Origin of the sequence: Streptomyces sp. CA-278952 (assembly GCF_028747205.1) — a bacterium.
Taxonomy (GTDB): domain Bacteria; phylum Actinomycetota; class Actinomycetes; order Streptomycetales; family Streptomycetaceae; genus Streptomyces.
In genome coordinates this window covers 748,085-769,877 of sequence record NZ_CP112880.1, presented here as the reverse complement: position 1 = coordinate 769,877, position 21,793 = coordinate 748,085, and the positions used below count along the sequence as shown (strand labels likewise).

The 21,793-nt window shown below is 70.6% G+C and carries 22 protein-coding genes, 1 tRNA gene and 1 pseudogene; 8 read left to right on the top strand and 16 right to left on the bottom strand.

From position 1 onward, the window contains the following. Window positions 1–95 precede the first annotated feature (95 nt). Window positions 96–169: transfer RNA gene (locus tag N7925_RS03255), tRNA-Pro, on the top strand. A 581-nt stretch (window positions 170–750) separates the two neighbouring features. Here N7925_RS03255 and N7925_RS03250 read toward each other — a convergent pair. Further along, on the bottom strand, window positions 751–2,148 hold the full coding sequence (locus tag N7925_RS03250) for an NAD(P)-binding domain-containing protein (protein WP_274342964.1): 1,398 nt from the start codon (window positions 2,146–2,148) through the stop codon (window positions 751–753). A gap of 116 nt (window positions 2,149–2,264) precedes the next feature. On the opposite strand from N7925_RS03250, the gene N7925_RS03245 reads away from it, so the two are divergent. The 4 genes from N7925_RS03245 (at window position 2,265) to N7925_RS03230 (ending at window position 3,821) form a co-directional block, all read left to right on the top strand. Then, window positions 2,265–2,582, top strand: a complete 318-nt coding sequence (locus tag N7925_RS03245) for an NAD(P)-binding protein (RefSeq protein WP_331615522.1) — start codon at window positions 2,265–2,267, stop codon at window positions 2,580–2,582. After that, window positions 2,579–2,728 (top strand): hypothetical protein, encoded by a 150-nt coding sequence (locus tag N7925_RS03240; protein WP_274342963.1) that lies wholly within the window; start codon window positions 2,579–2,581, stop codon window positions 2,726–2,728. Before N7925_RS03245 ends, N7925_RS03240 begins: the two co-directional genes overlap by 4 nt. A gap of 129 nt (window positions 2,729–2,857) precedes the next feature. Further along, entirely contained in the window at window positions 2,858–3,214 is a 357-nt protein-coding gene (locus N7925_RS03235) for an ArsR/SmtB family transcription factor (RefSeq protein WP_265597975.1), read from the top strand. A gap of 82 nt (window positions 3,215–3,296) precedes the next feature. Further along, window positions 3,297–3,821, top strand: coding sequence for a TIGR02391 family protein (locus N7925_RS03230; protein ID WP_274342962.1), 525 nt, complete (start codon window positions 3,297–3,299; stop codon window positions 3,819–3,821). Window positions 3,822–3,838: 17 nt separating this feature from the next. On the opposite strand, the pseudogene N7925_RS03225 reads toward N7925_RS03230, so the two are convergent. The 3 genes and pseudogenes from N7925_RS03225 to N7925_RS03215 form a co-directional block, all read right to left on the bottom strand. Further along, window positions 3,839–4,890 (bottom strand): annotated as a pseudogene (locus N7925_RS03225) (ArsO family NAD(P)H-dependent flavin-containing monooxygenase). A gap of 136 nt (window positions 4,891–5,026) precedes the next feature. Then, entirely contained in the window at window positions 5,027–6,136 is a 1,110-nt protein-coding gene (gene arsB / locus N7925_RS03220) for an ACR3 family arsenite efflux transporter (protein ID WP_274342961.1), read from the bottom strand. Beyond that, window positions 6,133–6,441, bottom strand: a complete 309-nt coding sequence (locus N7925_RS03215) for an ArsR/SmtB family transcription factor (RefSeq protein WP_274342960.1) — start codon at window positions 6,439–6,441, stop codon at window positions 6,133–6,135. Before N7925_RS03215 ends, arsB begins: the two co-directional genes overlap by 4 nt. A 92-nt stretch (window positions 6,442–6,533) precedes the next feature. Between N7925_RS03215 and N7925_RS03210 the strand changes: the two genes are divergently transcribed. Both N7925_RS03210 and trxB read left to right on the top strand, forming a co-directional pair. Further along, a complete protein-coding gene (locus tag N7925_RS03210) occupies window positions 6,534–6,947 on the top strand; it encodes an arsenate reductase ArsC (RefSeq protein ID WP_274342959.1) in 414 nt (137 codons plus the stop codon). Further along, window positions 6,944–7,933, top strand: a complete 990-nt coding sequence (gene trxB, locus N7925_RS03205) for a thioredoxin-disulfide reductase (protein ID WP_274342958.1) — start codon at window positions 6,944–6,946, stop codon at window positions 7,931–7,933. The genes N7925_RS03210 and trxB overlap by 4 nt, the downstream gene beginning before the upstream one ends. Before the next feature lie 501 nt (window positions 7,934–8,434). Here the strand turns inward: trxB and N7925_RS03200 are convergent. The 5 genes from N7925_RS03200 to N7925_RS03180 all read right to left on the bottom strand — a co-directional run bounded on the left by N7925_RS03200 (window position 8,435) and on the right by N7925_RS03180 (window position 13,172). Next, window positions 8,435–9,085, bottom strand: coding sequence for a sortase domain-containing protein (locus tag N7925_RS03200; protein WP_265597968.1), 651 nt, complete (start codon window positions 9,083–9,085; stop codon window positions 8,435–8,437). Window positions 9,086–9,094: 9 nt separating this feature from the next. Then, entirely contained in the window at window positions 9,095–9,859 is a 765-nt protein-coding gene (locus N7925_RS03195) for a hypothetical protein (RefSeq protein WP_274342957.1), read from the bottom strand. Between the two features lie 770 nt (window positions 9,860–10,629). Beyond that, window positions 10,630–12,486 carry a KedN5 family methylcobalamin-dependent radical SAM C-methyltransferase gene (locus N7925_RS03190; RefSeq protein WP_265597966.1) on the bottom strand — a complete coding sequence of 619 codons (1,857 nt, stop codon included), beginning with the start codon at window positions 12,484–12,486 and terminating at the stop codon, window positions 10,630–10,632. A 196-nt stretch (window positions 12,487–12,682) separates the two neighbouring features. After that, complete coding sequence (locus tag N7925_RS03185; RefSeq protein WP_265597965.1) at window positions 12,683–12,910, bottom strand: MbtH family protein; 228 nt, start codon at window positions 12,908–12,910, stop codon at window positions 12,683–12,685. Window positions 12,911–13,040: 130 nt separating this feature from the next. Beyond that, window positions 13,041–13,172, bottom strand: coding sequence for a hypothetical protein (locus N7925_RS03180; protein WP_265597964.1), 132 nt, complete (start codon window positions 13,170–13,172; stop codon window positions 13,041–13,043). Between the two features lie 74 nt (window positions 13,173–13,246). Between N7925_RS03180 and N7925_RS03175 the strand changes: the two genes are divergently transcribed. Then, a complete protein-coding gene (locus N7925_RS03175) occupies window positions 13,247–13,657 on the top strand; it encodes a DUF6027 family protein (protein WP_274342956.1) in 411 nt (136 codons plus the stop codon). Window positions 13,658–13,687: 30 nt separating this feature from the next. Here the strand turns inward: N7925_RS03175 and N7925_RS03170 are convergent, their stop codons facing one another. From N7925_RS03170 to N7925_RS03140, 7 genes are read right to left on the bottom strand one after another with little or no spacing between them, the layout of a single operon-like run. Continuing rightward, window positions 13,688–14,578, bottom strand: a complete 891-nt coding sequence (locus tag N7925_RS03170) for a dimethylarginine dimethylaminohydrolase family protein (RefSeq protein WP_274342955.1) — start codon at window positions 14,576–14,578, stop codon at window positions 13,688–13,690. Between the two features lie 37 nt (window positions 14,579–14,615). Next, window positions 14,616–15,869 (bottom strand): sulfotransferase family protein, encoded by a 1,254-nt coding sequence (locus tag N7925_RS03165; RefSeq protein WP_274342954.1) that lies wholly within the window; start codon window positions 15,867–15,869, stop codon window positions 14,616–14,618. Then, window positions 15,862–17,793 carry a methyltransferase domain-containing protein gene (locus N7925_RS03160; protein WP_274342953.1) on the bottom strand — a complete coding sequence of 644 codons (1,932 nt, stop codon included), beginning with the start codon at window positions 17,791–17,793 and terminating at the stop codon, window positions 15,862–15,864. The genes N7925_RS03165 and N7925_RS03160 overlap by 8 nt, the downstream gene beginning before the upstream one ends. Beyond that, on the bottom strand, window positions 17,790–18,242 hold the full coding sequence (locus tag N7925_RS03155; protein ID WP_265597959.1) for a rubrerythrin family protein: 453 nt from the start codon (window positions 18,240–18,242) through the stop codon (window positions 17,790–17,792). The genes N7925_RS03160 and N7925_RS03155 overlap by 4 nt, the downstream gene beginning before the upstream one ends. A gap of 1 nt (window position 18,243) precedes the next feature. Next, complete coding sequence (locus tag N7925_RS03150) at window positions 18,244–18,987, bottom strand: class I SAM-dependent methyltransferase (protein WP_274342952.1); 744 nt, start codon at window positions 18,985–18,987, stop codon at window positions 18,244–18,246. After that, entirely contained in the window at window positions 18,984–20,003 is a 1,020-nt protein-coding gene (locus N7925_RS03145) for a sulfotransferase family protein (protein ID WP_274342951.1), read from the bottom strand. Before N7925_RS03145 ends, N7925_RS03150 begins: the two co-directional genes overlap by 4 nt. Window positions 20,004–20,006: 3 nt before the next feature. Further along, window positions 20,007–21,671 (bottom strand): B12-binding domain-containing radical SAM protein, encoded by a 1,665-nt coding sequence (locus N7925_RS03140; protein ID WP_274342950.1) that lies wholly within the window; start codon window positions 21,669–21,671, stop codon window positions 20,007–20,009. Between the last annotated feature and the right edge of the window lie 122 nt (window positions 21,672–21,793).

The window sequence follows — 21,793 nt, the reverse complement described above, 5'->3', positions numbered from 1 at the left end:
GGTCAAGCGCGGAATGGTGTTGGTGAGCACCTGCCGGAGTGCGGTATTGTTCTCATGCGCGTTCAGCCAGGGGAAACCCCAGGTCAGACGGGCAGCGGGACGTGGCGCAGCTTGGTAGCGCACTTGACTGGGGGTCAAGGGGTCGCAGGTTCAAATCCTGTCGTCCCGACTGGAGACAGTCGTAGATCAGGGCCGGTTTCGGGGCAATCCGAAACCGGCCCTTGATCATTTCTGGGGCCAGTCTGGGGCCAGTCGGGGTCCGGCGTCCTTGGCCGGGGCAGCGGGTCATGACGATGGGGCTCGGCAGCGAGCGTGGTGCGCGCAGCTCGTTGAAGTGGACGGCCGAGAGCGCCGCCCCGGTGGCCGTGATCGTGGACGTCCGGGTGCAGGTAGCGCTGGTGGTGGTCAGTGAACCGTGGCCGGCGATCCTGCGGAGGACGTGTACGTGGACCCCGGCGTCGGCGAACCAGGTCAGTCCGGTGTGCCGGAGGTCGTGGCGGCGCAGAGGTTCGTAGCCGAGCTTGGTGACCACGTCGTCCCAGTGTGTGGCGTCGCGCAGGGCTGCGGTGGAGATACGTCCGCCTCGCGGGCCGGTGAACGGGCGGCGTCCGGATCGGGGCCGGCGGACAGGAAAAGCGTAGAAGGCGATGCCCCAGCTGGTGATCTGCGTGGCACACAGGGCTGGGAGTACGGCGCGGGGCCGCGACCGGTCCCCTGTTCCGGTCGCGGCCCCGCGGGCGTCGGTCTCGGTCACGCGCAGCAGCCACCGGCCGGTGTGGGCTTCTCGGCGGCCGCGGTTCCGGCGGGCGCGGCAGCACCGATCTGGACCACGGAGGGCTCAGGGGCGCAGCAGCCTCCGCCGTCCGTCTCTGGGGTGGCAGGGGCGTCGAAGAGTCCGGCGCCGCCGCAGACTCCGGTCTCGGGGAGGGTGAGTTCGACGCGGTCGGCGGACTCGGTGTCACCCGCGAGAGCGGCGGTCACGGAGCGGACCTGCTCGTAGCCGGTCATGGCGAGGAAGGTGGGAGCGCGGCCGTAGGACTTCATGCCGACGAGGTACACGCCCTGCTCGGGGTGGGACAGCTCGCGATGGCCGTGCGGGTAGACGGAGCCGCAGGAGTGCTGGTTCGGGTCGATGAGCGGGGCCAGCTCGGTGGGTGCCTGGAGGCGCTCGTCCAGGCCGAGGCGGAGCTCGGACAGGAAGGACAGGTCGGGGCGCAGGCCGGTCAGGACGATCACTTCGTCCACCGGGTCGAGGCGGCGTCCGTCCTCGGCCACCAGGGTCAGGCGGTCGTCGGTACCGGGTTCGATGACTTCCGTGCGGAAGCCGGTGACGGCATCGGCGTGCCCGGCATCGACGGCGGCCTTCGCCGCCAGGCCCAGGGCGCCGCGGGCGGGGAGCTGGTCGGCGGCGCCCCCGCCGAAGGTGGAACCGCTGATTCCACGGCGCAGGATCCAGACGGAGTGGGTGCCGGGCTCGTCCTTGGCCACGTCGGCGAGCGAGGCGAGCGCGGTGAACGCGGAGGCGCCGGAGCCGATGACGGCGGTGCGCTTGCCGGCGTACCGGGTGCGCACGGCGGGGTCCTTGAGATCGGGGATGCGGTAGGAGATGCGGGCCGAGGCGGCGTGCTCACCGAGGGCGGGAAGCCCGTCGGCGCCGATGGGGCTGGGCGTGGACCAGGTGCCGGAGGCGTCGATCACGGCCCGGGCGAGGACGCGCGCCTCTGTGCCGTCCGCGCTCCTGGTGCGGACGGTGAAGGGCTGCTGCTCACGGTCCGCGTCGACGATGCGGTCGCGGCCGAGGCGGGAGACCCCGGTGACGGTGGTGCCGTAGCGGACCTTGTCACCGAGGACGTCGGCGAGCGGCTGGAGGTACTTCTCCGCCCAGTCCGCGCCGGAGGGGTAGGTGCCGCCGTCGGGCGCGGTCCAGCCGGTCGGGGACAGGAGTTTCTCGGCGGCCGGGTCCACGAGCTCGGACCATGTTGAGAACAGTCGTACGTGCCCCCACTCGCGTACCGCGCTGCCCGCTGCGGGGCCGGTTTCCAGGACCAGGGTTTCCATGCCGCGTCCGGTGAGGTGGGCGGCGGCAGCCAGGCCGGCGGGGCCGGCTCCGATCACCACGGTGGGCAGGGCGGTGGTGGGCGTGTTCACGGTGACTCCCCAGATTGGTTCGACGGCTGTCGATGGCTTGCGCAGCCAGGATGACACCTGTATTGATAGTCGTCAACTTAGACATACGTCGAATCTGAAGTGGGTGTGAGTGAGCGATGGAGCAACTCGATGTTGTGGTGATCGGTGGTGGTCAGGCCGGCCTTGCCGCCGCTGAAGCTCTTGTGCGGGAGAGTCTTCGGCCCGTGGTCCTGGAAGCCTCCGATCATGCGGGGGGCTCGTGGCCGCGGTATTACGACAGCCTCACGCTGTTTTCCCCTGCCCGGTTCAGTGCCCTGCCCGGTCTACCGTTCGGCGGGGACGGAGACCGCTACCCTCATCGGGACGAGGTGGTCGAGCACCTTCGCCGTTACGCGGACTGCCTGGGGGTCGAGCCGCCGACGGCATGCCGCTGCACAGCGGCGGACTGTCCTTGACCCATCCCGGTCTGGTCTACCTGGGCTTGGAATTCCAGCGGTCCTTCGCCTCCAACACCCTGCGTGGCGTGGGTCGCGACGCCGCATACGTCGTTCCGCCCCTGGCTGCCCATGTCCGCGAGGCGCCGATCGTCGCCGGGCTCTGAGTGATCGGTGCGCCGGGATGCGGGCGGGACGGGGCGAGGCGGCCCTGCTCCGCCCGCCTTCGGGCCATCCGTAGGCGCGCGGGTTGTTAGCCTTTCACCCGTTGATTCGATGTGTGTCAACATAGGTGTATGTCGAAAATCAGGTCGTTGCCCGTGCTGGAGCCGGACGTCGTGCCGTGCTGCCCGCCGCTGACCCAACGGCCGTTGAGTGCGGAGGAAGCCGAGCGGGCCGCGAAGATGTTCAAGGCGCTCGGTGACCCTGTCCGCCTGCGTCTTTTCTCGGCTGTCGCCTCGCACGAGGGCGGAGAGGCGTGCGTCTGCGACATCTCCGACGTGGGCGTGTCTCAGCCGACGGTCTCCCATCATCTGAAGAAACTGCGGGAGGCGGGCCTCCTCAGCTCCGAGCGGCGCGGGACGTGGGTCTACTACCGCGTGGAGCCCTCCGTACTCGCGGCCATGGGCAAGCTGTTGTCTGCCGCCGCCTGACCCTCTCAGCGGTCGTCGCCCTTGCTGGGAAAGCACCTGTGCGGTGTCAGTGGCCGCATGGATGATGCTCTGATGAGCATTGATGTCCCATGACCGCTGGTGCCGGCACCGCGAAGCCGCCCAGCGCGCCGACGCCGTCCTGCTGCGGGACGCGGAGGTTCGTGAGCGGCTCGGGGACGACGCGCCCCAGCTCAGCGCGGCGGCCATGCACCGGTGGGTGTGGGACGGGGCCCGGTCCCTGTGGCGCAGCGGGCACTTCCGCGAGGCGGTCACCGCCGCAGCCCGGAAGGTCGACGTCGAGACCCAGAACAAGGTCGGCCGCCGCGACGTGAGCGAAACCGCCCTGTTCCAGAGCGTGTTCTCCAAGGACGCGGCCAAGCCCGGCCAGCCTCGTCTTCGCCTGATGGCGGACGACAACAGCGACACCTTCCGCAGTGTGCACCGGGGCGCGATGTCCTTCCCCGAGGGCTGTTTCGCGGGCATCCGGAACCCCAACAGCGATGAGGGCGGGCGGCCGGAGCTGCCGGAGCACGAGGCCCTGGAACACCTTGAGGCCTTCAGCGTCTTGGCGCGCTGGGTGGACAGCGCAGCCCTCGATGCACCCTGAGCCCGGCCGGGGAGGCGTCAGCGCAGCAGGGTGGCGATCTCGCGGACGGCGTCCCGGGCGGGGCGGCCCACGCCGATCAGGGTGGCCGAGGCGGGTCCCAGTCGCCGTAGCCGAGGAGGTGCAGGCGGGGTTTCTCGACGGCCCGGGTGCCGTGGGTGGGGATGTGGCCGCGTTCGCCGCGCAGGCCCAGCGGGGCGAGGTGGGAGAGGGCGGGGCGGAAGCCGGTGCACCAGATGATTGCTGCGGCTTCCGCTCTGGTTCCGTCCGCCCACTCCGCACCGTTCTTGGTGAGACGGGCGAACATCGGCTGGGCTTTGAGGAGGCCGGCATCCCGTGCGGCGCGGACCGGCGCGACGGCGACGATGTCGCCGAGTGAGGCGACGCCTCCCGTGTCGGTGTTCCCTGTGTCCAGGGCGCGACGGCGGGCGGTGGCGGCGTCGAAGAGTGCGCGGCCGTCGACGTCGTCGGCCAGGAAGCGTGCGGGGCGTTGGGTGACCCAGGTCAGGTCGGTGTGCGGGGCGAGGTCGGCGGCGATCTGGGCTCCGGAGTTGCCCCCTCCGACCACGATGACCCGTCGGCCCGCGAACTCGTCAGGGTTGCTGTACTGCACGGTGTGGAGCTGACGGCCGGTGAAGGTCTCGCGGCCGGGTGCGGCGGGAAGGAAGGGCCGCCACCATGTTCCGGTCGCCGAGACGACCGCACGGGCGGACCAGACACCCGCGTCCGTCTCCACCCGCAACCGGTCACCGTCACGGTGTACGGCCTTCACCCGGACCGGCCGCTGGACCGGCAGGGCGTAGCGTTCCTCGTACGCGGTCAGGTACTGGACGACGTGGCGCGCGTCCGGGTACTCCGCTCCGTCTTGGGCGGGCATCAGCCGGCCCGGCAGGGAGGAGTACGCCGCCGGGGAGAACAGGCGGAGCGAGTCCCATGTGTGCTGCCACGCGCCGCCCGGTGAGGGCTGGGCGTCGAGGATGACGAAGTCGAGGTTCTGGCGGCGCAGGTAGTAGCCGATGGCGAGTCCCGCTTGGCCGCCGCCGAGCACCACCACATCCACCGCGCGTGTCATCAGGTCACCTCCCTGGCGGCGCAAGGCGCCCCGGCTTCCGCTTCCCCTCTGCGCGGTGCCGCTTCCGCCAGCGGGCGGACGGTGAGGCGAGCCGGGGCGCGGAGGGCCGCATGCGGGCGGGAGCCGAGGCGGTACATCAGCGCTGCGTGGTGCTGGTGGTGATCGCGGACGGGTCGAACTTCTTGCGCCAGGCCAGGGCCACGTACACCAGGGCGATCAGGACCGGGACCTCGATGAGCGGGCCGACGACGCCGGAGAGCGCCTGGCCCGAGGTGACTCCGAACGTGGCGATGGCCACGGCGATGGCCAGTTCGAAGTTGTTGCCGGCTGCCGTGAAGGCCAGCGTCGTGGTGCGGTCGTAGGCCAGGCCGATGGCCTTGCCGATCAGGAAGCTGCCGAAGAACATGATCGCGAAGTACACCAGGAGCGGAAGCGCGATGCGGACGACGTCCAGCGGCTGCGAGGTGATCGTCTTCCCCTGGAGGGCGAAGAGGATGATGATCGTGAAGAGCAGGCCGTAGAGGGCCCAGGGGCCGATCTTCGGCAGGAACTTCGCCTCGTAGGACTCGCGGCCCATCTTCTTCTCGCCCAGGCGGCGGGTGAGGAAGCCGGCGAGCAGGGGCACGCCGAGGAAGATGACGACGTTGAGAGCGATCTTCCACATGGAGATGTCGAGCGTCTCGCCTTCGCCCAGGCCGAGCCAGCCCGGCAGGAGGTCGAGGTAGAGCCAGCCGAGCAGGCCGAACGCGACGACCTGGAACACGGAGTTCAGGGCCACGAGCACGGCGGCGGCCTCGCGGTCGCCGCACGCCAGGTCGTTCCAGATGATCACCATGGCGATACAGCGCGCCAGGCCGACGATGATCAGACCGGTGCGGTACTCGGGCAGGTCCGGCAAAAAGATCCAGGCCAGGGCAAACATGACGGCCGGTCCGATGATCCAGTTGATGACCAGCGAGGAGACCAGCAGCTTGCGGTCCCCGGTGACCGCGTCGAGCTTGTCGTAGCGGACCTTCGCCAGGACCGGGTACATCATGATCAACAGGCCGACGGCGATGGGCAGGGAGATGCCGCCGATCTCCACCTTCGCCAGTGCGTCGTTCAGGCCGGGGATCATGCGGCCGAGGCCGAGGCCGAGGGCCATGGCCAGGAGGATCCAGACGGCGAGGAAGCGGTCCAGGGTGGACAGCTTCTGGACGACGGAGGAGTCCTCGGTCGTCGTCTCGGGTGCTTGCGTGGGGGTCACGGACAGGCCCTCTTGTTCTCGGCGGCGGTACGGGCGGAGTCGGCCAGGTCGGCGAACTGGCCGGCGAGCCGGGCGATGACGTCCGGGCGGAGCTTGTAGTAGGTGAAGCGCCCGCACGGTTCGGTCTCCACGACCCCGGCCTCGCGCAGGACCCTCAGGTGGTTGGAGAGGTTGGTCTGCTTCGCGCCGGTCTCCTCCACCAGGTGGCTGGTGCACAGCGTCTCGCGGGCGAGCAGCGTCACGATCCGGAGCCGGAGCGGATCGCCCAGCACGCGGATCAGTTCAGTGTCGACTGACGTCATCATGGGCTGATACTCTCACATCAGTGGCTACTGACGCCACCGGGTGCTGATGTCATGGGTGCCTGATTCGACCGTGTGACGAGAGAGACCTCCTGATGTCCCAGAAGCCCTCTGTTCTGTTCGTCTGTGTCCACAACGCCGGCCGCTCCCAGATGGCCGCCGCCTGGCTGACCCACCTCGCCGGGGACCGCGTCGAGGTCCGCTCCGCCGGGTCCAACCCGGGCGACACCGTGAACCCGGCCGCTGTCGAGGCGATGGCCGAGGTCGGCATCGACATCTCCGCCGAGACCCCGAAGATCCTCACGGTCGACGCGGTCAAGGAGTCGGACGTCTGCATCACCATGGGCTGCGGCGACACCTGCCCCGTCTTCCCCGGCAAGCGTTACCTCGACTGGAAGCTCGAAGACCCGGCCGGCCAGGGCGTGGCGGCGGTTCGCCCGATCCGCGACGAGATCAAGGTCATGGTCGAGGGCCTGATCGAGGAGATCGCGCCGGAGGCGTCCAAGTGAGTGCCGACACGGACGTCCGGAACGTCATCGTCATCGGCTCCGGCCCCGCCGGATACACCGCCGCGCTCTACACGGCGCGTGCCGACCTCGAGCCGCTGGTTTTCGAAGGCTCGGTGACCGCGGGCGGCGCGCTCATGAACACCACGGAGGTCGAGAACTTCCCCGGCTTCCCCGAGGGCGTCGTCGGTCCTGACCTCATGGACAACATGCGGGCCCAGGCGACGCGGTTCGGCGCCGAGCTGGTCCCGGACGACATCGTCGCCGTCGACCTCACGGGTGACATCAAGACGGTCACGGACAGCAGCGGAGCAGTCCACCGGGCCCGCGCCGTGATCGTGACCACCGGATCGCAGCACCGCAAGCTGAACCTGGAGCGCGAGGACGAACTCTCGGGACGCGGGGTCTCCTACTGCGCGACCTGTGACGGCTTCTTCTTCCGCGACCGCGACATCGTGGTCGTCGGCGGCGGCGACACCGCGATGGAGGAGGCCACCTTCCTCACCCGGTTCGCCCGCTCCGTCACGGTCGTCCACCGCCGGAGCGCGCTGCGGGCCTCCCAGGTCATGCAGAGCCGCGCGTTCGCCGACGACAAGATCTCCTTCGCCTTCGACAGTGAGATCGCGGAGATCAAGGAGGAGGGTGGCGCCGTGTCCGGCCTCGTCCTGCGCGATACGTTCAGCGGCCGGACGCGCGACCTAGCCGCCACCGGCCTGTTCGTCGCGATCGGCCACGACCCGCGCACGGAGCTCTTCGCCGGCCAGCTGGACCTGGACGACGAGGGATACCTGAAGGTCGAGGCACCCTCGACCCGCACGAACATCCCCGGCGTGTTCGGCGCGGGAGACGTGGTCGACCACACCTACCGCCAGGCGATCACCGCCGCGGGCTCCGGCTGCGCGGCAGCCCTGGACGCCGAGCGCTACCTCGCGGCCCTCACCGACGCCGAAGCGGTCACGGAGCCCGAAAAGACGCCGGCGGCAGTCTGAGCGTCCCGGCGGAACGAGTCCGACCACGATCCTCGGGAGAGCCTCCCGCGCGGTGATGCAGTGCGCGAGGCTGACCTCAGGCCGCGTCCCGCCAAGTCGAGGCGTGCACGGGGCCCTCGCGGAACAGCCCTCTTGTTGCCCTCGATGACCGAGAGAAGCGGGCGGGAGCCGGCCGGTGCGGGGGCCCTGTTGCCCCCCAAGTCCACCTCCTTCGGTACCAAGCCGGTCATCGGTCATCGGCCTCGTGCTGCGTGTCTTCGACAACCCCCGAGCCCAGGCAATGCGCCCCCTCGGCTACGTCGGATACTGCGTCGGCGCGGGACTCGTCAGCGGCGCCGTCGCGCACCACCCACTGGTCCCGGCCGGCTACACCCGGATCGCCGGCCATGGCGTCCGGGTCTTTCTGGCTGCCACCGTCCTGCACGGAATCCAGCGGCTCACCGATTCCCGCCTGGCCCCGGCAAGAGCCCACCGTTCCTCGCGCCTTTCCGGCTGTCGAGGTCAGCTTCTGCCAGGAGATGGCGTGGTGGGTTCTGCGGTCAGCACGAGGTTGGAACGGTAGGTGTGGCGTTCGTCGTCCCACCCGGCGCAGGTGATCAACGTCAGTACGGGGGTCATGGCCGGGCCGTAGACGCTACTGGAGGGGAAGTCGTCCTTGGTCCAAACGTTCATCGCGGTGACGCTGAAGTGGGCGGTGCTCCCGTCGCGGCGGGTGATCATGATCGGGGATCCCTTGCGCAGGGCGCCCAGGCCGTAGAAGGCGGCGGGGCCGGAGCGTGAGTCGAGGTGGCCGACCACGATGGCGTTGCCGTTCTCGCCCGGGGTGGCCGAGCCGGTGTACCAGCCGGCGTGGTCCGGGTCCGGGGGCATGTCCACGGAGCCGTCCGTCGCCCTGGTGACCTTGTCGATCTGTGCTCGCATGCCGATGGTGGGGATGCGGATGCCGCGGGGTTCCGAGCGGGGCAGGGGCGCGCTGCGCGGTACCGGGGCGTTGGGCTCGCCGACGGGTGCGGCGCGGGCGGTGTCGGGTGGGGTCGGCGGCGGTTGGGGGCCGGTGACGGTGGTGGCCAGGAGGACGAGTGCGCTGGCGGTGAAGGCGGTGGCCGCCGCGGTGCATACACCGCGGCGGCCACGGGGCCGGAAGCCGGTCATGCGTGCCGGTCAGCTCTGGCGGCTGCCGCGGCGGCGCAGGTAGAGCGTGCCCGCGGCGGCGGTGAGCAGGCCGCCGGCTGCGGTCAGCGCCACCGTGTCACTGTCCTGTGTTCCGCCCATCCCGCCGGCGACCGCTCCTGCGGGGGCCATCTTGAGCGGGCCGCACAGGGCGGGGTTGGTGGCCTCGGAGGGCAGGCTGGGGTCGAGGTCGCTGGCGCCGAGGACGTTGTCGTACGTGCCGTTGCCGTTGAAGTCGATGCCGTGGACGACGACCACGGCGTTCTCCGCGCGGAGGCTCTTGGCGGTTTCGTCGTCGACGGTGATGGTGCGGTGGTAGGTGTACGCGGCGCCCTTGGGGAAGCGGTCGACCGCGAGGGCCGAGTGGTCGGCTCCGGTGTCGCCGGTGGTGGTGAGCGAGGCGCCGATCTTGCCGTAGAAGGGCAGGCCGTCCGTGGTGTTGAGGCTGAGCTGTCCGTTGTGCTGCTTGGCCGCGGAGGCAGGCGGGCACTGGCCCTTGGCCCCGATGTGGAAGTGCTGGGCGTGCGGCGCGTCGGCGAGCAGGCCCTGCGTCTTGATCGTCACGGTGGCCTGGTTCCCCTTGAGGTGCACCATGGCCGTACCCGAGCCGGTCACCTTGCTCGTGGGGATCGGTGAGAGTGCCGCGTGCAGTTCCCCGTTGTGCGAAGCGTCACCCGCGAACGCCACAGGAGCCAGGACCATCCCGGAAGCTATCGCTGCCAGGGCGGTCACAGAGGTGGCCGTCTTCTTCTTCATGCGTACTCCAGCTGAGAGTCGAGACCGGCTGCCCGGAAGCGGGGCGCTCGCGAATGAGCGCATACCGGTGCTTTAGTCGACATGCTGGGTCTCTCGTGAGGCCGCGACCATCCCAGAGAGGCATTCGGGGGACCGGTAGGAACCACCCGCCGGTCATCTGTCGCCGGGCTTGGGCTCCTTATCCGGTCGTCGGTGCGGGGTCTCTGTCCGGCTCGGCTGCGGTCCCGGTCCCGGTGCCAGGCGGAGTCGAGGCGGTCGCTCCCTGCGGCCGGGCACCACAGGGCCGTGTCAGTGGGGCATGGCACGGTGACGTCCATGACTGCGACCGCACGTGAAACCATTCGCGATGCCGGGCGGGCCCTTGGCGTACCCGAGCCGGTGACCGAGGTCTTCGTCCGCCCCCTGCGCCCCTGCGTCTACCTCTGCCGCTACGAGCAACTGCCGGAAGAGGTGCGGAAGAACGCCGCTCCGGCCGCTCGGGCAGGCGGGCCCGCGCATCTGCCGGAGGGCGTGGTCGTGCCCGGTCTTCGGCGGGGACTGCATCACCCTCGTCTCGGGGTCTCGGGAGCAGATCGCGGAGCGCCGCTACGACAAACTCGCATTCGAGGTCGAGTCCTGACCGGAGACTCGAGCCGCCGCGGGAGCTGCTCGCCCGACACCTCGCAGCCGCGTGACCCTCGGTGGCCGTCGGCTCCGTCGGGAGCCGGAACAAGCCCTCGCTCGTCGGTGGTTACGTTGCCGTACGCCGCGTTCGTCCGTTGCGCTGTCAGCTACCGGATCTCGAGACAGCGACCGGCGTAGTACGTCGCGAGTTCGTGGTTGTCGAGGTAGTCGTCGAATCCGACGCGGTAGGCGAGCGTCAGTTCGACCGGCGAGGGTTCCTCGTCGAACGGTCGGCTCGCGCGGATGGCGTCGAGAACGTGCGGCATCGGGTAGTTGAACCGCAGGCCGCTGCGGACGTAGTGCGGCAGGCCGTCGATGCTGCGCAGCTCGGCGTCCTCGGCACCAGCGCCGGAGTAGATCGGGCGGGTCGCGTTGTCGTAGCGGAAGATCTCGTTGAGCAGCGGCCTGTGCCGCTCGGGCACCTTCGGCAGGATCGCCTCGTCCCACCACCGCTGGAAGCCCGGCGCGAACCGCGGGTCGGCGTAGAGTTTGTGCAGCGACTCGACGACCAGGCCGGAGTCGGTGAACTCGCGGCCGTGGCCGAGCAACTCGGCGACGGCGGGATCGGTCGAGTCCTGGAACCACTCCGAGAGGATCAGCAGTACGGCGCTCTGGGTGAGCCCGGCGAGCTCCCGCAGCGGCGCCCAGATGTGCCGGAAGTACATGTTCTCGCTCATCATCCGGGCCCAGAACATGAACCGCTGCATCGTCGTGTTCTCCGCGACGGTGACGGTGCGGTTGGCGAGTACGTACTCGAAGTCGTCGTTGTCGCCGCGCACGGTGACGAAGCCGTGCTCCTCGCGGTTCTCCGTGTAGGTGGTGTTGGGCAGCAGCAACAGGGGGTAGACGGCGATGCGGGACACGTGTTGGGACAACCGGTCGTAACCCGTCAGGAAGGAGTCGACCGTCTCACCCGGCGCGCCCCAGATCAGTTCCGCGTAGGCGTCGAGACCCTCCGCCGCGAGCCATGCCGCCAGCTCCTTCCACTCGTTGAGCCGCATGTTGCTTCTGCCCATGTCACGCAACGCCGTGTCGTCCAGTGTCTGCAGCGCCACGGTGAACGAGCTCTGGAACCCCTCGGCCTTCATCCGGCGGATGATGTCGCGGAACGTCTTGGACTTGTTCTTCGCCCACGACGTCTCCAACGACTTCGGGAACCCGTACTTCTCGCGCGTCCTGACGAGGTCCTCGACGAACTCCGCGTCCGGCCGGCGCATGCCGAAGTTGGAGTCGCACAGCACCACCGTCGGAATCCGGTGGTAGCCGAAGACGTCGAGCTCCGCGCGCAGCCGCTCGCGGGAGAAGTCGCGCATCCGTTGGCCGACCGCGCCGCCCCAGTAACAGAACGAGCACTTGTACGGACAGCCGCGGTTGGTCTCCATCAGCGCGACGTCGTAGGGGAACCGGCCCTGGTGGTCGAGCAGCGGTATGGCCCCGGTCAGAAAGGGCGACGGAATGATGTCCAGGTCGTCGATGCGCGGCGCCTCGGCAGTGGTGTGGATCGTCCCTTCCTCGTCGCGGTAGGAGATCCCCGGCACCTGCGCGAGATCGTGCGGCGACTTCTCCTCGAGGACGGCGAGCAGCAGGTCCCGGAAGGTGAACTCGCCCTCGCCGTTGGCGACGACGTCGACCTCGGGGAAGCGTCGGAAGACGCGTTCCGCCTGGTGGGCGACGTGCGTTCCGCCGAAGACGACCCAGCCGTCCGGGCGCACCGACTTGTAGGTCTCGGCGAGCGCGCCGAACTGGTCGAGGTTCCAGCCGAGGACCGAGAACGCCAGCACGTCCGGCACCACCCCGGAGAAGATCGTGCGCGCCATCGAGCCCAGCGATTGTCCACCGCGGAAGTTCTGTATCCCCACGTCGAACTCGGGTCCCACCACGGGATCGGCCCGTGCTGCGGCTGTCAGATAGCCGGCGGCGAGCGGCATCGACTCCTTGGGCATGTCCCAGGCGCCCTGTTGCACGATCAGCGCGCGTCCGCGCTTCTCCCGTGAACGTGGTCGTGGCCGTGGCCGTGGCCGTGGCCGTGGAAACGGAAGTGTGGACTGACTCACTGTTTCGCCCCCATGCCGCCATGCCGCCAGGTTCCCCCGGGCGATGCGGGTGACGAAGCGGTCCACCGCCGCCGCCACCGTGAAGACCGCGTATGCATCCGGTAGTTCACCCGGTCGCGTCGTCCATGGCGCGACGCAGGGAGGCCGGACGCAGGTCGGTCCAGTGCTCCTCGACGTAGGCCAGGCACGCCGCCCGGCCGTCCGGGCCGTGTACCACGTGCCACCCGGCGGGCACCGGAGCGAACTCCGGCCACAGCGAGTGCTGGTCCTCGTCGTTGCGCAGCACCCAGAACGGTGCGTTGTCGTCGTCGAACGGGTTGGTCGTCTCAGCCATGCCGCCTCCAGGTCGCCGCACGCTACAACGCGCCGTCGGGTGGTCAACACTCCCGCCCTCCAGCACGGTGACCCCCGACACGCGGGGACACCCCGGCCCGCCCGTGCGGGAGGACCGGGGCGGTGTTCGGTCAGATGCGGTAGCCGAGGCTGCGCAGCTGCTGACGGATCGCCTCGTCGTCGGCCGTGGCGGTGCCGCTGGTCGCGGCGCCCGAGTCGGTCGCAACGAGGGCGACTCGTTCCTCACGAAGGTTCTCGTTCACTGGTTCTCCTTTCCTTACTTCGGTGTTCATCCCTGCCCGGTCGGACAAGCTCGGTGCCGCCCTAGGGTGGCGGTATGGATGGCGACATGGATGACCTGGCCTACGACGCGACCGGTACGCCGACGGTCCGGCTGCGCCAGTGGGAACGGTGCTGGCCACCGGAGGACCCGCACGCCAACTTCAAGGCCGAGGTGGTCGATTACGGGCTCCTCGATCCGCTGGAGACCGTGCGCGGCATGTCCCGGAACCTGGACATCCCGGTCGGCGCGATCGTCCGGTACGTGCTGGCGAAGTGGGCCACCGGCGGCAGCGGCGGCCTGCTCGAAGTCGGGCCGGTGATGGTGCCGCGCCTGTGGGAGCCGATCGCGGCAGCGGAGGAGGCCGACTCCGACGAGCAGCGGCTGGCGGCGTACCACCAGCTCCGGCAGATGATCTCCTGGCTGAAGGTGCCGCTGGACGACCCCACGGTGTACCCGGCCCAGTGAATGTCCCAGTGATCGGCCCAGTGACCGCTCTCAGTGCTCACGGCGCACCACCCCGGTCACGCAGCCGATCCCGCCGGCCGCCCGCAGATACTCCCCGACGTCGATCTCGTCGACGGCCACGCCCGCCCGCTCCAGCGTCCGCCGGATCCCCGGGCAGCCCGCGGGCATCAGCACCCGCCCCGGCGCGAGCACCAGCAGGTTCATCCCGCGCCGCACCAGCAGCTCCTCGTCCGGCTCCAGCGCGATCACCCGATAGCCGTACTCGCGGAGCAGTATCGTCAACTCCGGTGGGCTCGCCGCCCGATGGATGACGGCCGTGGACGGGCCGAGGAACACCACCGTCCCCAGCAGATGCTGCACGCCCGGCGCCAAGCGCACCGTCACCACCCGCGCCCCCAGTCCCGCGACCGCCGAGGCGACCTCGGCCGCGCCGGCGTCGTTCGTGCGGAACCCGGTGCCGACGATCACCGTCGACGGGTCGATCCACAGCGCGTCGGCGCCCTCGAACACGGCGGTGCCGGACACCGTGCGCAGAATCGGGAACCCTGCCTCGGCCAGCGCGAGCGCGGCATGCCGTTCCTCGCCGGCCCGCTGCGCCGACGCCATCCGCGCCACCACCGCCCCGGCCGGGGTCATCCAGAACAGGTCCCGCGCGAACACCACGTTCGGCGTCGCCGCGGGGGAGGCCAGGTGTACCTCGACCCCGTGGCCGCGCAGGCGGTCCGCCAGCGCGTCGCACTGCGCCCGCATCGCCGCCGGATCCACCGGCCCGAGCATGAGCGAGGCCCCGGGCCGGCGCACCGCGGCGATGCTGTCCGGCGGGCGGACCAGCAGCACCGACCGCAGCGCGGCCGTCTCCGACCGGTACCCGCACGGCGCCCACACGCTCCCGGCCGCGACTTCGTCCACGTGCGACGCCACGCGGGGAACCCACCCCGGGCCGCCGTGGGTGCTCGGCTCAGATCCAGTGGTCGTCACGGGCATAACCGAGCCTCTCCGCCATCGCGAGCACGTCGGCGCTCAGCGCCGATCGGACTTCCTCTTCCCGCGCCAGCCACCTGCCGGGGCGTGGTGCGGCGGTGGACACGGTGGCGGCGATGCCGTCGGTGGCGGCCCGCTTCAGCGGCCCGTCGAACGGCACCCCCAGCCAGTCGGCGATCCGCTCGACGGCGTCCGCGCGGCCGTGCGGACCGCTGATCAGGTCCTCGAAGCGCACCGTGTGGTCCGCCCCGTGGGCGAGTACCGCACGGTGACTCGACCACCACTGGTGGGCGCAGACCCGGGGCAGGGCGGCGGCGGTGTACGCGGACCAGCCGGGGGGCAGGTCGAACTTCCACCAGTGCCGGTCTGCCGGCCGCACGTCGGCGTACCCGGCGATCCGCAGTGGTTCGTCCAGCCGGTACGCGTGGAACCCGTGGTGCAGCCAACCGTCGACCAGGCCGTTGACCGACGCGGCCGGGTTCCTGGTCAGGTGCAGCACCCGCAGGCGCGCGTTGGGGAAGACGGCCCGCAGGAACCCGAGCCGGTAGGCGTTGCCCGGCGTCTTGATCACCAGTGGCTTCGTGGCGAGATCGTCTTCGCCCGCCGGCCGCCACGGACGGGGGAGGACGAAGGGCGGCTCTTCGAGCAGCACGTCACCGGGCGGCCCGGCCGGTCGTGGTCCCGGTGACCGGCCGGGAAGGTCGTAGTACCACGGGTTCACACCGGCCCTGCCGATCAACGCCCGTGCGAACCGGGGGAGATCACGGTCCAGTACCGCCTCGGCGGTCCGCACCAGGTCGACGGGATCGAGGCCCCGCCCCGGCCACTGCACGACCAGCCGCCACGCCCCGTCCACCGCCAGGTTCTCCACGCCGGTGCCGGGAGAGCCCGCGTCCAGTGCCAGTTCCGCCTCGAACAACGCCCGGGATTGCCGCGGAAGCCCGTGCCAGTGCGCCGCCTCCAGCACGTCGGATCCGGTGCCGCTGCGCGGGTGGTCGAGGCCGGCCAGCCGCAGCAGCGGATTCAGCTCACCGCGCAGGTGCAGAAGGTGCCGCGAGGTCCGCAGCAGCTCGGCGAGCATGCTCGACCCGCCCCGCGAGCTCGACGCGACGACGACGAGATCGCGCACCTTCGCGCAGAAGTGCTCCACCGGCGTGCCGCGCAGCGGCCGTAGCACCTCCAGCCCGCGCACGACCTCGGCGGCCGGGTGATCCACGGCGCGGCTAGGCATGGTCGGGTTTCCGCACCGAGTACACGCACCACCGCCACCGGTCGAGCACCGAGCCGTCCGGCAGTACCTCGAAGGGGTGTACGTCGCGCACCTCGCGCGGCGCGTCGTCATAGAGGCGGTAGATCTCCTGCCGGCTCGCCGGTGTCGTCTCGTGCGTGTCGATCCACCGGTCGATCGACTCCCACAGGAAGTGCTCCTCCATCCGTACGTCGGTGAACCCGCCGCCGGTGAGCAACGCCCGGAAGTCCTCCTCGCGGAACATCTGGCACAGCAGTGGCTGCTTCTTCTTGAAGACGCGGAACATCCAGAATGCGTCCACGTCCGCGTACGGCACGATCTGCCCGACGATGAACTGCCCGCCCGGCCGCAGCACACGGAAGATCTCCGACACCGGCCGCTCCGGACGAGGCAGCAGATGCAGCACCTCCCGGGTGACCACGAGGTCGAAACTGGCGTCGGGGAACGGCAGGTCGTAGACGGTGCCCTGGTGCACCACGTCCAGCCGGGTGGCGGCGAGCGCGGCCATCTCCGGGGTGAGGTCCAGCCCGACCATCTCGCCGACCCGGCCGCGGAACGCGCCGCCGACGACACCGCTGCCGCAGCACACGTCCAGCATCCGCGCGTCCGGCGGCACCGCGCACAGCTCCGCGTGCTTGCCGAGCAGGTCCTCGTCGGTGAGCCAGGCGCACGAGTCGTGCCAGTCCTTCGAGCGGATCCCGAACTGCCGCTGGTAGACCGCGTAGTCGACCTCGGCGGCCCGGGTCCGGGAGCGGGCCGTCCGCCCGGCCAGCCGCGCGGCGAGCCGGGCCCGGCTCGCGTCGACGGCCCGTTCGGCGATGCGGCGGGCCAGCTCCGGGTCGGCCGCCAGCGCCCGCCGCGCCTGCTCGGTGACGACGTCGAACACGCGGGCGCCCGCCTCGTCGTTGCGCAGGGTGCGTTTGGTCTGGCCGTCGAACCGCGCGTCCGGGATCCGGATCGCGATCACCGCGGTCAGCCCCTCCAGGATGTCGACCGCGGTCATCCTGTCCGCGGCCGGGCCGAGATGTTCGGCCACCACCCCTGCCAGCGCGCCGCGCAGGGCGTCCACATGCGACCCGCCCAGGTCGGTGCGGATGGTGTTGACGTAAGCGAAGATCTGCTCCGCGTACCCCTCGGTCCACTGGACGGCGGCGTCGATCACGCACCCGTCCCCCGCCCAGGAGATGGTGGTCGGCTCGGCATGCACCTTCTCGGCGTCGCGGGCGCGGTACGCGAGCAGGCCCCGCACCCCGGTCATCTCGTACAGCGACTCGTCCCGCCCGGTGCGGTGGTCGATGAGACCGACCCGCAGGCCCGGGTGCAGATACGCGATGTCGAGCAGCCGGGCGTGCAGCAGCTCCGCGTCGAGTGCGCAGGAGGAGAAGATCTCCGGGTCCGGGCGGAACCACACGCGGGTGCCGCGGCGGCCGCTGTCGCCGACCCGTTTGAGCGGGGTCTCGACCGCGCCCCGGGCGAACGACTCGCTGTGGTGCGCGCCGTCGCGCCACACGTCCAGCCGCAACCACTGGGACAGCGCGTTCACGCAGGCCAGGCCGACACCGTGCAGCCCGGCCGAGGTCGCGTAGGAGGAGTGGTCGAACTTGCCCCCCGAGTGCAGCGTGGTGAGCACGAGCTCGCACGCCGGGATCCCGGCCTCCGGGTGCGGGGCGGTGGGGATGCCCCGGCCGTCGTCGGTGACCGAGCAGGAGCCGTCGCCGTGCAGCTCCACCGAGATCGCGCCGCAGTGCCCGGCGGCGGCCTCGTCCACGGCGTTGTCGACCAGTTCGAGCACCAGGTGATGGGCGCCGTCCGAGCCGGTCGACCCGACGTACATCGACGGGTTGCGGCGCACCGCCTCAAGACCGGAGTGGACGGTGATCGCCTCGGCGTCGTAATCGGTGGTCATGGCGCTCCGTTCCCGGCGGACCGCGGCTCGTCCAGCCCGGTGAGGGCCTGCTCCAGCCGGTCCACGTGCGTCTTCTTCAACGTGCACAGCGTCTCCAGCCAGCTCGCCAGATCGGCCACGCCGTCCATGTGGGCCCGCGCCGCCAGGCCGGGGTAGCGTTCGGTGGCCTCCCCGAGGTCGCCGCTGATCGCCGCGGCGAGGTTGCGGCGGGTGTCGCCGAGCGCGCTGCCGGGGCCCGGATCGTCGCCGCCCAGCAGGCCGCGCAGCAGATCCAGGTGGCCGTGGGCGGCGCAGGTCACGCTCTCGGCGAGCTCGCCGAACACCCTGGCCGCCTCGGGGTGACCCTCGATCTCGGCGACCTGTGCGCAGTAGGTGTACCGCGCCGCGGTGGCCGCCTCGGCGAGGAACGCTGCGCGCACACCGTCGGCGGGGGACTGGTCCGGTTCCATGTCAGACCCTCGTTCCCGAGGCGACGACGAACAGCATCCGGTCGGTGATCCGCCCGTCCGCCTCCGCCACCGCGTGCCGTGCGCGGAACGCGGGTGACGCCCTCCTGTAGCGGTCCCGGATGGCCTCCCGCGCGTCTTCGCCGATCGCACCGTTGTCCGACCACACGTCCACGTCCTCCACCGACACGTACCGCTGCGACCGCACCGGGTCGCACCCCGCGCCGGCGAGCAGCGCCTCGACATCGCCGGGCCGGAAGAAGTGCCGCCGGGCCGGGTTGCGCAGCCGCAGGATCTCGGCGTACTCGTCGCGGTCGTCGTCCCCGTAGGCGCAGAGGTGGGCCAGGACGACCCGCCCGCCCGGCCGGGTCACCCGCACCATCTCCCGCACCGCGTCCGGCAGCGTCATGAACTGGATCCCCTGACGGCACACCACGACGTCGAACGTGGCGTCATCGAACGGCAGCTCCTCCGCCGGGGCGATCACCAGCTCGTCGAGCACGTCGCGCGCCTGCTCGGCCATCTCCGGCGTGATGTCCACGCCGGCCAGCCGCCGCACCCGCCCGGCGAACAGCCTCGACACCAGTCCGGTGCCGCACGCCACGTCCAGGACCGCGTCGCCCGGCCGGGGCGCGGCCGTGGACAGCATCAGCTCGCCGAGCGCGTCGTCGGTGCACCACGAACTGGACCGGTCGTAGGTGCTCGCCCGGTCGGCGAAGTGCGTGCGGACGCTTCCCGTTCCGTTCATCTGCTCTCTCCTGCCGGAACAAGGGCGCGGCCCGGCTTCGCGCGGTGGCGCAGCCGGCGGACGGTGGCGTCGCGCCGCCAGCGCCGGAAGTGGTTGCGGTCGGTGCGCAGCGATCGCGCCTCCACGGCCATCCGGACCGCGAACCCGCGCAGCGCGACGCCGAGCGGACCGGGAGCCGGTTCGTCCAGCGAGGCCCGGTCGAACGGGTAGCGCAGCGTCTCCATCACCCGCGCGGTCACGCTCTCCACCTGCCGCCGCTCCCGGTCGGACAGCCCCCGCCGGTGGGCGCCGATCCGGGCCGTGGTGATCGGGTCGCCCGCCGTGCGCCAGGACGCCGACAGGGACGCGGTCACCCGGGCGTTGCCACCGAGGTGGTGCGCCAGCATCGCGGGCTCGAACGCCTCACCGATGAAGTCGCAGATCGCCCGGATCTCCCGGTCGGGCGCGGACACCAGGTCCTCGTACCGCACCAGGTGCACCACCCCCGGCCCCCATCGCTCCAGGGCCGCGCGGGCGAGCTCCTGTTCGGCCGTCCACCGCAGGGCCATCCGGTACGGGTGGCAGTGGCCGAACACCGCCCGCTTCGCCGACGCGGCCACATCGCGGGGATCACGCACCAGCCAGAGGAACCGCGCGTCCGGGAGCCCGGCGAGCACCTCGTCGACGTGCTCGACCATGAACGTGCTCTTGCACCCCCACCGGGCCGCGCCCTCCGCGACGCGGTACTGGTCGTAGATGGCCGACACCACCCCGAACAGCGACGGGCCGGCCGCCTCGGTCACCGCGGCCCGGTCGATCACGTGCGGCCACGGGTGGATGTGGTCGCGCAGCAACCGCATCGCGTCGCCCACCATCGCGTCGACATCACCGTCGTACGGGATGCCGGACAGGTACCGCATGAAGTGCGGCGGGTGCGGGACCGCGATCCGCGCGTGCGCGTCGAGCACCAGCCGCAGCAGGTTCGACCCGGAGCGTTCGGTCCCGATGATCAGGATCGGGCCGTCCTGGGTGGACACCGGTCAGCCCCCCACCGCGAGCTGCTTCGCGCCGCAGTCCATCAGCGTGCTCCCGACCGCGGCCACCTCCGGGTCGGCCACCTTGTCCAAGGTGTACCGCTCGGAACCGGGGACCAGGGGCGCGGCGGCGGAACTCCACTCCGCGCGCCAGCCGGACCCGGCGTACGACGTCGACCGCTCGGTGCCGTCGGCCGGCTGCGGGTGGAAGTACTGGAAGTGCTCGGGCCAGTGCTGGAAGTCCATCACCGGGCCGGGCTGATAGGCGTCGTACACACGCTTGTACGCGTCCCGGCAGACCTGCTCGGGCAGCCCGCTCACGTTCAGGAACTCGTCCTCGTGCAGCGCCTGTTCGACCGACAGCCAGTTCAGGTGGTCGATCTCGGTGCGGATCACCTTGTTCCGCACCGCGTCCTGGTACACCGTCGTGCCGGGCATGGCCGACAGATACTTCACCCGGGTCACGTGGTTGTACTGCTCGGCGAACTGCACCATGTCCGACAGGGACTCCTCGGTCTCGTTCGGCAGACCGACGATGAGCAGCGAGCCGAACCGCACGCCGCCCTCGAACGTGGTGCGCATCGCGCGGACGGTCAGGTTCTCGCTGCTGCCCTTGCGGGCCTCGCGCAACACCTCGCGGCCCAGCGACTCGACGCCGTACAGGATGATGTCCGCTCCCGCCTCCCGCATCGCGTCGATGCGCGGTACGTCCATGTCGGCGCACCGGGTCAGACAGGTCCACCGCAGATCGTGCTGGGAGATCACGTCGCACATCTCGATGGTCTGACCGCGGTGCGAGCTGAACGTGAGGTCGACGAAGAAGCAGAACTCCACGCCGTACCGGGTCTTCAGCCAGTCGAGGTCGCGGTCCATCTTCTCCGGCGACTTCGCCCGCACCTGCGGGGTGGTGCGGTAGCAGAAGGAGCAGTCCATCTTGCAGCCGCGGCTGTAGGACGAGATCACCTGCGGCTGCATGCCGAGCGGCGACCGCGACTGGGGCCACAGGTCGAGCCGCATCCTGGGCAGCGCGTCGAGATCCATCATCTGGCCACGCGGCGGCGTGCGGCGGGCGTTTCCCTTCTCGTCCCGGTAGCAGATGCCCTTGACGGTCGGGAGGTCCTGCTTCCACGAGCCGCGGGCGTAACTCTCCATCAGCTCCAGGATGGTGATCTCACCCTCGCTGATCACCGCGATGTCGCAGGCGGTGTCCGACATGAAGACCGCCGGCGCGGAAGTGACCAGCGAGCCGCCGCAGATGATCGGTATGTCCGGGTGCGATGCGCGGACCATCGCCATCAGCGCCCGGCAGAAAGGGAAGTTGTCCTCGAACGTGCACATGCCGAGCACGTCGGTGCCTTCGTTGATCTGCTCGTACGCCGCCTGAAGGGGGTTCGGGGTGTAGCGGACGTCGACGATGCGCACCGGATATCCGGCGTTGTGCAGCACGGTCGAGATGTACGTCGCACCCTCGTAGGGGGAGGTGAGGAAGAACTCCCAGCCGCGCGGCATGGTGAACGGCGAGGGCCCGACGACGAGGGTGAACCTCGGCAACGTGTGATCGACCGGCACCGGTTCGGCGTCCTGGTCGCGCATCTGATCGATGTAGCGCTGGTCGACGGTGCCGTTCGCGTCGGCATACAGCTCCAGGGCCAGGGACAACTTGCGCGCCATGTGAATGCTCCCTCGCTTCACGGTCGTGGAGTCTCCGCCGCGTAACTGTAGGAGCGGGTCGCGCTGTTCAGCACGGGTGTTCAGGTCGCACGACTCGTCGTTGTCGTACGCCGGGAGCCCGT

Excerpts from the sequence above, each read along its gene's own strand:
- N7925_RS03245 (WP_331615522.1), top strand. The coding sequence starts at position 2,265 with ATGGAGCAACTCGATGTTGTGGTGATCGGTGGTGGTCAGGCCGGCCTT.
- N7925_RS03235 (WP_265597975.1), top strand. The coding sequence starts at position 2,858 with ATGTCGAAAATCAGGTCGTTGCCCGTGCTGGAGCCGGACGTCGTGCCG.
- N7925_RS03230 (WP_274342962.1), top strand. The coding sequence starts at position 3,297 with ATGTCCCATGACCGCTGGTGCCGGCACCGCGAAGCCGCCCAGCGCGCC.
- N7925_RS03215 (WP_274342960.1), bottom strand. The coding sequence starts at position 6,441 with ATGATGACGTCAGTCGACACTGAACTGATCCGCGTGCTGGGCGATCCG.
- N7925_RS03210 (WP_274342959.1), top strand. The coding sequence starts at position 6,534 with ATGTCCCAGAAGCCCTCTGTTCTGTTCGTCTGTGTCCACAACGCCGGC.
- N7925_RS03200 (WP_265597968.1), bottom strand. The coding sequence starts at position 9,085 with ATGACCGGCTTCCGGCCCCGTGGCCGCCGCGGTGTATGCACCGCGGCG.
- N7925_RS03195 (WP_274342957.1), bottom strand. The coding sequence starts at position 9,859 with ATGAAGAAGAAGACGGCCACCTCTGTGACCGCCCTGGCAGCGATAGCT.
- N7925_RS03185 (WP_265597965.1), bottom strand. The coding sequence starts at position 12,910 with ATGGCTGAGACGACCAACCCGTTCGACGACGACAACGCACCGTTCTGG.
- N7925_RS03175 (WP_274342956.1), top strand. The coding sequence starts at position 13,247 with ATGGATGGCGACATGGATGACCTGGCCTACGACGCGACCGGTACGCCG.
- N7925_RS03165 (WP_274342954.1), bottom strand. The coding sequence starts at position 15,869 with ATGCCTAGCCGCGCCGTGGATCACCCGGCCGCCGAGGTCGTGCGCGGG.
- N7925_RS03160 (WP_274342953.1), bottom strand. The coding sequence starts at position 17,793 with ATGACCACCGATTACGACGCCGAGGCGATCACCGTCCACTCCGGTCTT.
- N7925_RS03155 (WP_265597959.1), bottom strand. The coding sequence starts at position 18,242 with ATGGAACCGGACCAGTCCCCCGCCGACGGTGTGCGCGCAGCGTTCCTC.
- N7925_RS03150 (WP_274342952.1), bottom strand. The coding sequence starts at position 18,987 with ATGAACGGAACGGGAAGCGTCCGCACGCACTTCGCCGACCGGGCGAGC.
- N7925_RS03140 (WP_274342950.1), bottom strand. The coding sequence starts at position 21,671 with ATGGCGCGCAAGTTGTCCCTGGCCCTGGAGCTGTATGCCGACGCGAAC.